Source organism: Paenibacillus glucanolyticus, from assembly GCF_037333485.1.
GTDB lineage: Bacteria > Bacillota > Bacilli > Paenibacillales > Paenibacillaceae > Paenibacillus_AQ > Paenibacillus_AQ glucanolyticus.
Genome location: NZ_CP147845.1, coordinates 4,302,464 through 4,316,438, shown reverse-complemented (window position 1 = coordinate 4,316,438; position 13,975 = coordinate 4,302,464). Strand labels below are relative to the sequence as shown.

The window sequence follows — 13,975 nt, the reverse complement described above, 5'->3', positions numbered from 1 at the left end:
GGTCAAAAGTCCCGATTAGCGGCTGTTTTTCGTGTTTTCTTTGGTCCAATAAAGCAAAACGCTTGAAATTATGAGATGGCTGTATTACTATAAATTTGTTCCGCGTCATGCATTCTAAACGCGAGATAGGGGTAAAATACCCGATTGCACGTATAATTTGCGGTAAAACGGAAACAGTGAATAGCAAGTGGAGCACATCCTTGTTAGGGAGGTGAAAGAATGAATAAATCGGATCTGATCACACAAGTAGCTGAATCTACTGAGCTGTCGAAGAAAGATGCAACTAAAGCGGTTGATGCCGTTTTCGATGCGATCTCTGAAGCACTGCAAAGTGGAGACAAGGTTCAACTGGTTGGCTTTGGCAACTTCGAGGTTCGCGAGCGTTCCGCACGGAAAGGCCGCAACCCGCAGACAGGTGAAGAAATCGAAATCCCTGCGAGCAAAATTCCTGCATTTAAACCTGGTAAAGCGCTCAAAGACGGAATCAAATAAAGATTTCTACATATTACCTAAGAGCACAGGTCGTGAATTCGTTCACGGCCTTTTCTTTTAGACTTACGGTCAGGAGGTCTGGAAATGGAGAACGTTCAGAACGGAGATTATTTTGTTGTCAAAGCACTTGACCACGGGGTTCAAGTCATCGGTCTTACCCGCGGACAGGACACCCGGTTTCATCATACCGAGAAGCTGGATAAAGGCGAAGTCATCATCGCACAGTTTACGGATCATACATCGGCAGTGAAAATACGCGGTAAAGCGGAAGTCATGACGAAACACGGGAAAATCGAATCTGGCAGTTAATTTCACTTGGCATTATTGAGAAGCCCCACCATGATCGGTGGCGGCTTTTTTTGTATGGAACGTTTTTTTGACGTGGAAGTGCGTAAACACATTGTTAAAAGTCCTATTGTCGAGTTAACTTACGATGGATATACTAGCAGGCTGGTATGGCCTGGACCGCTGGGCACTGCCGCTGCTGGGAACACCGTGGAGCCGTAGAAGAATAGACAAGGATACATCCGACTAGGTTGGTGTTTGCCTCTAGAAAGTAACATTCGTCACTTTTGAAGCTGTTTTGTCAAGTACAATTCGAACAGCCTCCTGTTTTCACATCCTTTAATCTGGAGTTAGATACTTTTATGATAAAGGGTGATGAAGATGGGAGTCCGATCTTTTTTTAAACTGGTCGAAATTCAGACAAAGGTAGCCAGCATGATCCCGTTCCTGTTAGGAACCTTGTACGCACTATTTCGCTTTCAGCAGTTTGAAGGGTATCATTTTGTCCTTATGCTGGCTTCATTATTGTCGTTTGATATGGCAACGACAGCGATCAATAACTACTATGATTACAAAAAAGCGATCAAGACGAATGGTTTCGGTTATGAGCAGCATAATGCGATTGTGCGTTATAAACTAAAGGAGACGGCAGTCCTGTGTGTGATTGTGGTGCTTTTGCTGACGGCAGTCGGCTCCGGCATCGCGCTCTTTCTCTCCACGGGCTGGCTGATCCTGCTGCTTGGAGGATTGTCCTTTGCGGTAGGGATCTTATATTCGTTCGGTCCGATTCCGATCTCAAGAATGCCGCTTGGAGAGCTGTTCTCGGGATTGTTTATGGGATTTGTCATCATTTTTATCTCGGTTTGGATCCACGTGGATAAGGACAGACTGGCGGTTCTTGATATACATGGAGGGATGCTCTCGCTTCAGGTGAATCTTCCCGAAGTTCTGCTGCTGCTTGTCGTGTCCCTTCCGGCCATTCTCGGAATTGCTAACATCATGCTGGCAAACAACATCTGTGATATGGATGAGGATATGGAGAACAAGCGGTACACGCTGCCGGTATACATCGGGTTCAAGCATTCCTTATCGCTGTTCCGTATTTTCTACGTTCTCGCATACCTTGATCTGCTGGCCCTTCTTATGTTGAAGGTGCACCCCGTGCTTGTTCTTCTGGTGTTTGTAACGATTATTCCGGTTTATAAAAAAGGGGTGCAATTTACGGCTCGTCCTTCTAAAGAGAAGACATTCGTGATCGCGGTACAAAATTTTGTTCTGATGAATATGGCCCGAATTGCTGCCCTCGGGGTGGCAGTGACGCTAACAGCTCTATCGATCCTCTAGTCCGAAAACTAATCGTTATATCTTAAAGCAGGCATAGCCTGCTTTTTTTCTTTATACAATGAGGTATGGACTTAATGGGAGCGGAGGAAACTATGGACAGAGGAGGTAGATAATATGAAGCATTGGCCATCCGTACGAGCTGTTCTTGTGCCGGCGGCTATCGCCTGCATGATACTTGCGCTGCTTATTAGCGTGCAGTCACAAACGCGTTATAAGGTCGGAGCTGTGACCGCTGCAATCCCTTATCATTCCCGGGAGTTAAACGATGCCGGATTAGTGGATGCGCTGATGGAGCTCCCTCTCCATCTTAGGATTAGCCGTGCGGATTATGATGACGGCGCTCTGACTCTGGATATCAAATTAAACGATCAATCAGATACCGTAACCGACGTCTATGAGGATGTTGCAAGTGTTATGTCCTTCTCGTTTGAGGGTACCGATAATGTACAGCAGTTGTATTTGAGAGTGATAGCCATTGATCGCTGGGGCGGGAAGCGTTACATGCTGTTGGCATCGAACATGAGCAGAGAAACATGGGATCCTCGGTATGCAGAAGCACTCACCCAACTTGAGAACGGCGATATGCCGCCGGCCTTAACAAGCTCCCTCAACATAACATTTACGAATCTTTGGCTGAAGCAATTCAGCAGCCCTTGAAACGGGTAAATTAGTAGATGACAGGGCATGTACGTGCCTTGAACATGTGTTATAATAGATTGGATTGTGGGCTCAATTGGACAAAAGAACATCAAGTGCACGGAGGCTGAGAATGAAATCGTATCGCGTACCAGAACTGGCAGAGAAATATATGAATTATGATATGATTAAGAACCACACGGATCTTCCGGAATTCCCGGATGCCCGTGTTCATTTGCTATACATATTTTTAAAGGATTCGGGACGAAATATTTCCGGACACGAAGAATTGTACGCGCTGGTTACCTCACTGGTTCAAGTGGGACTCGATACGCATGAGAGCATCGATGTTACGGAGGGCAATCAAGGAGAGGCGCTGATGAGATCCCGGCAGTTAAAAGTTCTCGCAGGGGATTACTTCAGCAGCCGATTTTACCAACTTCTTGCCCTGAAGGGCGAAATCGCTGTTATCTCACTTCTTAGCAAGGCTGTGAGCGATGTTAACGTGATGAAGATGAATTTGTACGGCAAAATGAAAGAAGCACTGCTGCCTTCGGAAGATTATTTAAGTCTAACGGTACAGCTGAACATGCAGCTGTTTCTTTCTTTTACTCCGCTGCTTGAGGAATCCGTGCAAGAGACTTGGGAGAAGCTGCTCAGGGAAATCACGGAATGTGAAACACTTGTGCAGGAGATGGAACGCTGTGCAACGCCTGAATTCGGCAGATGGGGTTACGCCTATTGGCATCTGATCGAGGCGGGAAGCGATGAGGAACGGAAAATGCTGGTCGGTAAGAGGACGGATATGAAGGATTGGAAGAAGCTGATTCTGAAGCACAAGGCATCAGAGAAGCTGCTGGATAAGCTCCGGGAATCGGTAAGTGCCATTCAGCAGCAGCTGGCAAGCCGCGTAGAAGAGAGCCCTTACGCCGGCATATTGGACCCTTTCCTGAAACGGCTCAGCACGTTCCGGTCCGTCGTAAGTGAAGGGTAGGGGGATGCAGTGGATAATCAAACGAACAAGCTGGACATGAATAAGCATGACGGCAAAAATCCGAAAGAGCAGTATGTTCATTCCGTCTTCGAAAGCATCTCAGGGAAATATGATTTGATGAATGACATTCTCAGCTTTCGAAGACATAAAGCCTGGCGCAAGTATACGATGAGGAAAATGAATATGCGTCAAGGCGATACGGCCATCGACCTATGCTGCGGAACTTGCGACTGGACGATCAGTATGGCCCAGGCAAGTGAATCCGGACACATAGTCGGACTTGATTTCAGCGAGGGGATGCTGAACGTCGGCCGGCAGAAGGTGGCCAAAGAGGGTTTGGAACAGCAGATCAATCTGGTTCAAGGCAACGCGATGAGCCTTCCGTTCGAAGATGGTCAATTCGACTACGCAACGATTGGTTTCGGTCTTCGCAACGTACCGGATTATATGCAGGTATTGCAAGAGATGAAACGCGTGGTTAAGCCTGGAGGGATGGTTGTATGCCTGGAACTGTCCAAGCCCACCTGGCAGCCGTTCAAAGGCATTTATTATTTCTACTTTCAACAAGTGCTGCCTCGGATGGGGAAACTGGTAGCCAAGCGATATGAGCAGTATAAGTGGCTGCCGGAATCGTTGGCATTATTCCCCGGAAGAGAGGAGCTTGCCGAAGCTTTCCGTCAGACCGGACTTAAACAGGTTCAGGCCTATCCCTTGACTGGTGGCATCGCAGCCTTACATATTGGGATCAAGGAGAATCTGGATGTTTAAGAAAATAGGAACGTATCTTGAAATGATCAAAGTGGAGCATACACTGTTTGCTCTGCCTTTCGCTTTTATGGGGGCTTTAGTGGGATCGGCTGTTGTGTTTGACGAGCTGCCTTCCTGGGGAGATATCGGTTGGATCTTTCTGGCCATGTTCGGGGCTCGCAGCGCCGCGTTCGGACTGAATCGGCTGACAGATCAACACATTGACGCCAAGAACCCTCGCACCGCAAACCGGGCCATTCCGGCAGGACTGCTCAAGCCGCTTGAAGTGATTTTATTTATTATTTTGTCTTTTGCAGTATTTTTCTGGGCGACGTTTATGCTGGACCCGTTTGCTTTTCGATTGCTGCCTATTGCAATTTTTATGCTTATTATTTATTCCTTTACGAAACGCTTTACATGGCTGTGCCATTTGGTTCTCGGACTTACAACCGCATTGGCTCCGCTTGGCGGATGGGTTGCGGTAACCGGTCAGATCGACTGGAAAGCGATCGTGTTTTATATTGCGCTGGCGTTCTGGACTGCAGGATTTGATATTGTCTACGCTTGCCAAGACGAGAAGTTTGATGCGAAGGAGAAGCTGTACTCGATTCCTTCCCGATTCGGATTGCATAAAGCGTTATGGTTTGCCCGGGGATTCCATGTAGTGACCGCGGCTGGCTTTATTATTCTATTCTTTGTCACCCCGCTCGGCTGGTGGTACCTGATTGGCATGCTCATTGCCTGCGGAATCTTGTTCTATCAGCATTACATTTTATCGCCAAACGACATGAGCCGGCTGCAAACAGCTTTCTTTACCATGAACAGTACGCTCAGCATCATCTTGTTTGTGTTTACTTTGATTGATTTGGTGGTGCGGTATATCTGATGGAAGCCACGCGCAGAAAAAGCTGGGTTGTCGGGATTACGGGGGCCAGCGGCAGCATATACGGTGTACGCCTTACCGAAAGCCTGCTCTCGCTGGGCTATGATGTGCACCTGATCATTTCGAATGCAGGCTGGCGTGTCCTGAAGGAGGAAATGGATTTTCAGGCAGGCAACCGCGAGGAGATGCTGTCCGAAAAATTCGGTGGATATGAGGGGAAGGTGATTTATCACCCGATCGCTGATATCGGAGCTACGATTGCGAGTGGATCCTATCTCGTTGAAGGCATGATCATTATGCCTTGTTCCATGGGTACATTATCCTCGGTGGCACACGGGTCCTCCGATAATCTGATGGGGCGGGCAGCCGATGTGATGATGAAGGAAGGCCGCGCGCTGGTGCTCGTTCCGAGGGAAACGCCCCTGCATGCGATCCACTTAGAGAATATGCTGAAGCTGGCCAGGCTTGGCGTCAAAATCATTCCTGCGATGCCGGCGTTCTACTATGGTCCGAAAACCATCGATGATATTGTGAATTTTCTGGTAGGCAAGGTGCTGGACAGCCTACGTATTGAACATCAATTGTACAAAAGATGGGGTGACTGACATGCCGGGAGCAGACAGCAAGACTATCATCGGCAAAATCAGTTACACCAACGCTTGGCCGGTATTTCATTACGTACATCCGTCAATACTGGATACTCCTGCAGAGATGATAACGGCAGTCCCGGCCGCGTTGAACCGCGGGATGCACAGTGGTGAAATCCATATCGGGGCGCTTTCTTCGTTTGCCTATGCTGAAATGTCGGACCGGCTCCTGCTGCTGCCGGATTTATCCGTGAGCGCAGATGGGGCGGTTAACTCCATCTTCCTGTTTTCGAAAAAGCCGCTGGATGCCTTGAAGAACGCAACCATTGCGCTAACCAATACGTCGGCAACCTCCGTCAACTTGCTGAAGATTCTTCTGGAAAAATCACTGGGGGGCACTTATTCCTATCGCACTTGTGAACCGGTGTTAAGCGAGATGATGGCTGAAGCGGATGCCGCGCTTCTGATTGGGGACCATGCGATTCGGGCTTCATGGAGCCATTCGGATTATTATAAGACGGATCTCGGCCAATGGTGGAAAGAATGGACCGGCTGCAGCATGACGTTTGCCGTCTGGGCGGTGAACAGGCATGCTGTGAAGCAGAATCCCGAAGGCATGGCTGAGATTGCCGCCATGTTCCTCGAGAGCAAGCAGCGGAGTGTGAGCGACCTCTCCCCTATTGTCGATGAAGCGGTTCGGCGTATTGGAGGTACTGGCGGCTACTGGATGAAATACTTTTCGAACCTGTGCTACCATTTTGACGAACGACAACAGGAAGGGTTACGCTTATATTTCAAGTTCGCATATGAACTTGGCCTGCTGGAGCGTGAAGTGGTGCCGGAGTTATGGAACGAGAAACTAAGCATACGGGTGAACAAATGAAACGATTTGATATATTCGGAACATTAAAAAAAGATATGGATGTCATTGAGAAGGAGCTTTATCTCAGTGTGGAGGGCGACAGCCCTGAGCTGACGGAAACATCCTTGCATCTGCTGAGAGCAGGCGGCAAGCGTCTCCGGCCGGTCTTTGTGCTGATGGGCGGCAAGTTCGGCGACTATGATATCGATAAGCTGAAGCATGTGGCAGTGCCGCTTGAGCTGATTCACAGCGCATCCCTTGTTCATGACGACGTGATTGACGATGCCGATACAAGACGCGGGAAGCCAACTGTTAAGGCAAAATGGGACAATCGGATCGCCATGTATACCGGCGACTACATATACGGCAAAGCGCTCGAACTGACGACTCACCTGAAGCAGCCCGAAATTCATCAGATTCTGGCCAAAGCGATGGTTGAAATGTCCATTGGCGAAATGGAACAGATTCGTGATTTCTTTAATACGGAGCAGGATGTAAGAAGATACCTTCTCCGCATTCGCCGCAAGACATCGCTTTTGATTGCGGTCAGCTGCCAGCTCGGAGCGCTTGCCGCGGATGCGGATCGCCAGGTGGCCAACAGCCTGTATCGGTTCGGATACAACGTGGGGATGGCGTTTCAGATCCAGGACGATCTTCTGGATCTGTGCGGAACGGAGAAACAGATCGGCAAGCCGCCGGGCAGCGATATGCGTCAGGGGAACATTACCCTGCCTGTTATATTTGCCTTGAAGGATAGCGAGCGGAGGGAAGCACTGCTTGCGGAGCTGGATCGAATTCATGCGCTGAACGGCCAATGCGACGTGTCGGATGCCGTGAAGCTTGTAACCTCGAGTGAAGGGATCGCAAGAGCTGAAGCCCTTGCCGATCGCTACATCGGTAAAGCACTGGCTGCATTGGATACGCTGCCTGACATCAGGAGCAAGAAACAGCTTAGAGATATTGCAAATTTTATTACGAAACGGTCATATTAGCCTTAACCATTAGGAAGCTTTCTGTTAAAATACGGGTACAAACATGTAACATCACATGAGCATGGAATGATTGTTCAATATCCTAGAGTGAGGGGAAGAGTGATGAGGCCTATGGAACGTACTTTTTTAATGATTAAACCGGATGGTGTACAGCGTGGACTGATCGGCCGAATCGTCGGCCGTTTGGAGGATAAAGGATTTAAGCTGGTTGCAGGCAAGTTTGTGCAGATTTCGGACGAGCAGGCGAGGAGCCATTATGCTGAGCATGAAGGGAAAGACTTTTTTGCCAGCCTCGTAGGATTTATAACATCCGGACCGGTATTTGCCATGGTTTGGGAAGGGGACGACATTATTGCCTTGTCTCGCCAAGTCATCGGCAAAACAAACGTGAAGGAAGCATTGCCTGGAACAATTCGTGGTGATTTTGCAGCGCATACGCCGCATAACTTGATCCATGGATCAGATTCCCCGGAGAGTGCACAACGTGAGATTTCCAATTTTTTTGAAGAGAATGAGTTGGTGGAGTATAACAAGACGCTATCCCCTTGGCTGTAGACGTATTGAGTAAGCGCGGGAGCGAATAATCTGATTAACAGGATGATACGGATGACAGAACAAGAACCCGTGCTGGATGATCCGGATTATATCAGCTTTGTTCGAAGCATCGAACGAAGCACAGGGATCAATCTGGCAGATTATAAAGAAACGCAAATGAAGCGAAGATTGACAACGCTGCGCATGAAGAAGGGCTTCGGAACATTCTCGGCCTTTTATGACGCGATGATGAAGGACAAGCCACTTTTCCATGAATTTTTGGACCGGATGACAATTAACGTCTCAGAGTTTTGGCGTAATCCGAACCGCTGGGAAGTTTTCCGGGATAAGATTTTGCCTGAATTGTCGCATCAGAATCCGGGTGTGCTGAAGATCTGGAGTGCTGCCTGTTCCACAGGCGAAGAGCCCTATACACTTGCCATGATTCTGGCTGAGCAGAAGATGCTGAACCGTGCACGCATCGTGGCCACAGATATCGATGATGGCGCATTACATAAAGCGGCGGAAGGCTTGTATGTCGAGAGGTCATTGAAGGATGTGCCTCCGGATATCGTCCTTCGCTACTTCAAGGAAGAAGGTTCTCTGTATCGTTTCAATGAGAACTTGAAGAAGGAAGTTGCCTTTCATAAACAGAACCTGCTGACCGACCGGTTTGAAGGCGGTTATGATCTGATTGTCTGCCGGAACGTGATGATTTATTTCACGGAAGGGGCTAAGCATAAGCTGTATACGAAATTTGCCAATAGCCTGAAACCGGGCGGCTTTCTGTTTGTGGGCAGCACCGAGCAGATATTTAATCCGGGGCAATACGGCCTGGAGAGCAATGAAACCTTTTTCTACCGCAAAGTTCAATAGAGATGGCAATAATTAACGCATAAAGCGCTTTTCTATCCTGAGGATGAGAGGCGCTTTTGCTTGTCTGGCAACATTCTTGTCAAAGCGTTGGACCTATACTATAATGAGCAGAAGATGTTTACGGAGTTTAGCGGTTTAACGCTTAAAAGTTTAAAGGGGGAAAAGCATCATGAGTTTACGTTTTTTAACTGCTGGGGAAACACATGGTCCTCAGCTGACAACTATAATCGAAGGGCTACCGAGCAATTTGGAGCTTGATTTTGAAGCACTTAACTTTCAACTGCATCGCAGACAAAAGGGATATGGCCGGGGACGCCGCATGCAAATCGAGAAGGATACGGCTCAAATTCTTGGCGGTGTTCGGCACGGATATACCACGGGAGCCCCGGTTGCATTGGTCGTTCAGAATAACGACTGGAAGCATTGGCAGAACATTATGAATGTGGAGCCGATTGAAGGCAATGACGAGGCGAAGAGACGGATGCACCGTCCACGACCGGGACATGCCGATCTGAACGGCGGCTTGAAATACAACCTGAAGGATCTGCGCAACGTGCTGGAGCGCTCCAGCGCACGTGAGACGACGGTCCGCGTAGCGGTTGGCGCAATTGCCAGACAATTCCTGGCACAGTTCGGTGTCAAGGTGGCAGGCCAGGTGATCCGGATCGGTGAGATTGAAGCTCCTCCGCATAACCTTTCGATTGATGAGCTGATTGAGCGTACGGAAGCGTCTTCGGTCCGGGTTGTGGATGAAGAGACGGAGAAGAAGATGGAAGCCTACATAGACCTGATCAAAAAAGAAGGCGACTCCATAGGCGGTATTGTTGAATGCATCATCGAAGGTTTGCCGGTTGGTCTTGGCAGCCACGTCCAATATGATCGCAAGCTGGATGGCCGCATCGCACAAGGCGTAATGTCGATCAATGCGTTCAAGGGCGTCGAGGTAGGCATCGGGTTTGAAGCAGGCGAGCTGCGCGGTTCCCAAGTGCATGATGAGATCATGTACAGCGAGGAACGGGGGTACTACCGTGCAACTAACCGCCTGGGCGGATTTGAAGGCGGAATGACCAATGGCATGCCGATCGTCGTTCGCGGTGTCATGAAGCCGATTCCGACGTTATACAAGCCGCTTCAGAGTGTAGATATCGATACGAAGGAAGCTTTTACGGCACAGGTTGAACGTTCGGATGCTTGTGCGGTTCCAGCGGCCAGCGTTGTGATGGAGCATGTTGTCACTTGGGAGGTAGCCAAAGCGTTTCTTGAGAAGTTCGGCGGTGACTCAATGGAAGAAATCCATGCGAACTACCAAAACTACCTGAAGCAGCTGGAGAACTACTAATATGAGAACACTGCAGGTGGAACTGGGAGAGCGTTCGTATCCGATCTATATCGGAGCAGGAATTCTGGATTCCATCGATACGCTTAGTGCAAAGCATGGGATTAGCCGGAAGAGTCCGCATCTGATCGTAACGGATGATAAAGTTGCGCCTCATTATCTGTCTCAAGTTGAGGAGCAGTTAAAATCAGAAGGGTACACGGTCATTTCTCATATCGTACCTTCTGGTGAATCCTCCAAATCGCTTCAAGTTTATGAAGAGGTTATGACCACAGCCATCAACGGCAAACTGGACCGGAGCTCTGCTGTATTTGCGCTAGGCGGGGGCGTTGTTGGTGACTTGGCGGGGTTTGTAGCGGCTACTTACATGCGCGGGGTGACATTTGTTCAAATTCCAACCACCATACTGGCGCATGATAGCAGTGTTGGCGGCAAGGTAGCGGTCAACCATCCGTTAGCCAAAAATATGATCGGCGCCTTCCATCAACCGGTGATGGTGGTTTACGATGTGAATACGCTGGCGTCACTGCCTCCGCGCGAAGTGTCTTCGGGTCTGGCCGAAATGGTGAAGCATGGCCTGATTCTGGATCGTGATTTTGCCTATTGGTGCCGGGACAATGGGGAGAAGCTGCTGAGCTTGGATCCGGAGACCTTGATCTATGGACTCGAGCGCGGCTGCGCCATTAAGGCAAATGTTGTATCCCAGGATGAGCGGGAAGGCGGCCTGCGCGCCATTCTAAATCTGGGACACACCATTGGACATGCGATTGAAGCCGTCGGAGGGTACGGACGCTTTTTGCACGGTGAGGCCATAGCGATCGGCATGGCCGGATCGGCTCGCCTCGCAGAGCTGCTGGGCAGAAGTGCCGATCTCCATCACGAGACCGTGAGCATGTTGAAGGCAGTGAACCTGCCTGTAACCTTGCCGGAGGATGTCTCGGTTGAACGAATTATGGAAGCCATGCAGCACGATAAAAAGTTCACCGAAGGGCAAATGGTCTTTATTGTACCGGAAGCTGTCGGTTCTGTAGCCATTGTCAAGGATGTGCCGGTAGAAGCTGTTCGATCCGTGGTTGAACAGTTGAAGGGAGAGGGATAGTTCATGATGAATCGGGGAATCCGGGGGGCGACAACCGTCACTCGGAATGATGAACAGGAAATAGTGCAGGAGACATTGCGACTGCTTGAAGAGATGGTACGACGTAATGAGCTTCAACCGGAATATATTAGCAATATATGGATTACAATGACTCAGGATCTCGACGCGGCGTTCCCTGCCAAAGCGATACGCCAGCTGGAGGGTTGGGATCTCGTCCCTTTGATGTGTTCGGTTGAAATACCGGTTCAGGGCAGTCTTCCGCGCTGCATTCGGTTTATGGTGCAGGTCAACACGGACAAAAGCCAAAGCGAGATTAAGCATGTGTATTTGAACGAAGCCAAGCGGCTGCGCCCGGATTTATCGGGCTCGAACGCCTGATGACTAAAATTTTTGGGTTGCAGAATAAGGGTATTATCCTGTATAGTGAAATCAGAATAGCTGAGTAGAGTTAGGTTTTACAGATGAGTTGAGTTGAGAAGAGCTGAGGCATTTAGGTAACAACACAATCGGGTTAGAGAATGATTAGTATTCATGACGAATAGTACAGCTTGTTCGTACGTTGGGTTACAAGTAGGATTTGTGAACCTGGCAATGGAACGCAGCCGCTGTAGTTTGTCATTGTGACTGATTTGACTTTCTCTTGACCACGCTCTTTTTTCATAGACTTTTTCTGAACGTTAACCTCTACTTCGGTAGAGGTTTTTTTGTTGTTTACACTCATTAAGGAGGGATTGATATGGCGAATCCATCAATGGAGCAAGTGGTGGCAATGGCAGGTGAATACAACCTGATTCCGGTAGCGATCAGACTGTTAGCCGATATGGAGACCCCGATTCGCATTTTTCAGCGGTATGCGGAGCGGAAGCGGGCATTTTTACTTGAGAGCGTTGAGGGCGGTGTACAGTGGGCACGGTATTCGTTTATCGGAACAGACCCCTTCTTAATGATAACGGGTAAGAAAGGCAAGATCGAAATCGAAGTGAACGGGGAACGAACTTTGCTCGAAGGCAAGCCGATTGAGGAGCTGAAGGCGCTGCTGCGAACGTACCGCAGCCCGCAGCTGAAGGATATGCCTCCTTTTACCGGAGGGGCTATCGGGTTTTTCGGATATGACCTGCTTCAATATTATGAAAAGCTCCCGGCGCATGCCATGGATGATCTGGGAATGGATGATATTCGCTTTATGTTCTGTGACCAGGTCATCGTGTTCGATCATGTGAAGCAGCAGATCATGCTGATTGGCAATGTACACGTCAAGCCCGGAGATACGGATGAAACCATCCGTCAAAGCTATATCGACGTATGCCGTGAACTGGAAGCGGCAGCTGAGCAGCTGCAAGGACAGGGACCGCGTGAGAATGTAAATTCCAGAGGCATTCCGGCAGACGTTGACATGGGGGATATCAAATCCAACATGACCAAGGAGAAGTACATGGCCAATGTGAAGCAAGCCCAGGAGTATATCCGAGCAGGAGACATATTTCAGGTCGTATTGTCCCAGCGCTTCCATATTGAGACGGAAGTATCGCCGCTCCACGTCTATCGTGTGCTGAGAACGCTGAACCCTTCGCCGTATATGTATTATCTCAAAATGGATGATGACATTATTGTTGGAACCTCCCCTGAAGCCTTGGTGAAGGTGGATGGACGGAGGCTCGAGACAAGGCCGATTGCGGGTACAAGGCCAAGAGGCGTCGACGAGGCTGAGGATAAGGCATTGGCGGAAGAGCTTCTGAGCGATGAGAAGGAACGGGCGGAGCATTTGATGCTTGTGGATCTGGGCCGGAACGACTTGGGGCGTGTATCGGAATTTGGATCGGTGAAATGCGACACGTTTATGGAGATTGAAAAATACTCTCACGTAATGCACATGGTATCCAGCGTATCCGGACAGCTGAGCGAGGACAAAGATTTCTTTGACGCTTTCCTATCCTGTCTTCCGGCGGGAACGGTATCAGGGGCTCCGAAACTCCGAGCTATGGAAATCATTGCCGAGCTGGAGCGGGAAGCCCGGGGGGCTTATGCCGGAGCCATCGGCTATCTGGGATTTGGCGGCAATATGGACTCCTGCATTACGATCCGCACGATTATTTTTCGTCAGGGCAAGGCTTATGTGCAGGCAGGTGCCGGTATCGTATGGGACTCGGTTCCGGAGAAGGAGTACGAGGAGACCGTCAATAAAGCCAAGGGCATGCTCAAGGCGATCCGCGTAGCGGAGGCGATGTTTCCGACCAGCACAGGCGCTAACGATTTGATCAATCAGGATTATCTGTATCAATACACACCCTAAACTGAAGGAGGAGAACGT

At 49.3% G+C, this 13,975-nt stretch carries 16 protein-coding genes; all 16 read left to right on the top strand.

The annotated features are described in order from the left end of the window. The first annotated feature begins 219 nt into the window (after positions 1–219). Positions 220–492 (top strand): HU family DNA-binding protein, encoded by a 273-nt coding sequence (locus tag WDY75_RS20240; protein WP_006209463.1) that lies wholly within the window; start codon positions 220–222, stop codon positions 490–492. Positions 493–576: 84 nt separating this feature from the next. Further along, a complete protein-coding gene (gene mtrB, locus WDY75_RS20235; RefSeq protein ID WP_036636837.1) occupies positions 577–801 on the top strand; it encodes a trp RNA-binding attenuation protein MtrB in 225 nt (74 codons plus the stop codon). Between the two features lie 357 nt (positions 802–1,158). Then, on the top strand, positions 1,159–2,121 hold the full coding sequence (locus WDY75_RS20230; RefSeq protein WP_006209466.1) for a 1,4-dihydroxy-2-naphthoate polyprenyltransferase: 963 nt from the start codon (positions 1,159–1,161) through the stop codon (positions 2,119–2,121). Between the two features lie 114 nt (positions 2,122–2,235). Then, positions 2,236–2,778, top strand: coding sequence for a hypothetical protein (locus tag WDY75_RS20225; protein WP_006209467.1), 543 nt, complete (start codon positions 2,236–2,238; stop codon positions 2,776–2,778). Between the two features lie 112 nt (positions 2,779–2,890). Then, positions 2,891–3,751 carry a heptaprenyl diphosphate synthase component 1 gene (locus tag WDY75_RS20220; RefSeq protein ID WP_036636841.1) on the top strand — a complete coding sequence of 287 codons (861 nt, stop codon included), beginning with the start codon at positions 2,891–2,893 and terminating at the stop codon, positions 3,749–3,751. Between the two features lie 36 nt (positions 3,752–3,787). After that, positions 3,788–4,519 (top strand): demethylmenaquinone methyltransferase, encoded by a 732-nt coding sequence (locus WDY75_RS20215; protein ID WP_036637031.1) that lies wholly within the window; start codon positions 3,788–3,790, stop codon positions 4,517–4,519. Continuing rightward, on the top strand, positions 4,512–5,384 hold the full coding sequence (locus WDY75_RS20210; protein WP_063479128.1) for a UbiA-like polyprenyltransferase: 873 nt from the start codon (positions 4,512–4,514) through the stop codon (positions 5,382–5,384). The genes WDY75_RS20215 and WDY75_RS20210 overlap by 8 nt, the downstream gene beginning before the upstream one ends. Beyond that, positions 5,384–5,986 (top strand): UbiX family flavin prenyltransferase, encoded by a 603-nt coding sequence (locus tag WDY75_RS20205; protein WP_006209471.1) that lies wholly within the window; start codon positions 5,384–5,386, stop codon positions 5,984–5,986. Before WDY75_RS20210 ends, WDY75_RS20205 begins: the two co-directional genes overlap by 1 nt. 1 nt (position 5,987) lies before the next feature. After that, the gene (locus WDY75_RS20200; RefSeq protein WP_063479129.1) at positions 5,988–6,851 is read left to right on the top strand and encodes a menaquinone biosynthesis protein; all 864 of its coding nucleotides are present in this window, start codon (positions 5,988–5,990) and stop codon (positions 6,849–6,851) included. Continuing rightward, on the top strand, positions 6,848–7,822 hold the full coding sequence (locus WDY75_RS20195) for a polyprenyl synthetase family protein (protein ID WP_006209473.1): 975 nt from the start codon (positions 6,848–6,850) through the stop codon (positions 7,820–7,822). Before WDY75_RS20200 ends, WDY75_RS20195 begins: the two co-directional genes overlap by 4 nt. 111 nt (positions 7,823–7,933) lie before the next feature. Next, positions 7,934–8,377 carry a nucleoside-diphosphate kinase gene (gene ndk, locus WDY75_RS20190; protein WP_063479130.1) on the top strand — a complete coding sequence of 148 codons (444 nt, stop codon included), beginning with the start codon at positions 7,934–7,936 and terminating at the stop codon, positions 8,375–8,377. A 51-nt stretch (positions 8,378–8,428) separates the two neighbouring features. Next, a complete protein-coding gene (locus WDY75_RS20185; RefSeq protein ID WP_063479131.1) occupies positions 8,429–9,232 on the top strand; it encodes a protein-glutamate O-methyltransferase CheR in 804 nt (267 codons plus the stop codon). A 169-nt stretch (positions 9,233–9,401) separates the two neighbouring features. Next, positions 9,402–10,571, top strand: a complete 1,170-nt coding sequence (gene aroC, locus WDY75_RS20180; protein WP_063479132.1) for a chorismate synthase — start codon at positions 9,402–9,404, stop codon at positions 10,569–10,571. A gap of 1 nt (position 10,572) precedes the next feature. Next, positions 10,573–11,667, top strand: coding sequence for a 3-dehydroquinate synthase (gene aroB / locus WDY75_RS20175; protein ID WP_063479133.1), 1,095 nt, complete (start codon positions 10,573–10,575; stop codon positions 11,665–11,667). Positions 11,668–11,670: 3 nt separating this feature from the next. After that, complete coding sequence (aroH, locus tag WDY75_RS20170; protein WP_006209479.1) at positions 11,671–12,045, top strand: chorismate mutase; 375 nt, start codon at positions 11,671–11,673, stop codon at positions 12,043–12,045. Between the two features lie 358 nt (positions 12,046–12,403). After that, positions 12,404–13,957, top strand: a complete 1,554-nt coding sequence (trpE, locus tag WDY75_RS20165; protein WP_063479134.1) for an anthranilate synthase component I — start codon at positions 12,404–12,406, stop codon at positions 13,955–13,957. The last annotated feature ends 18 nt before the right edge of the window (positions 13,958–13,975 follow it).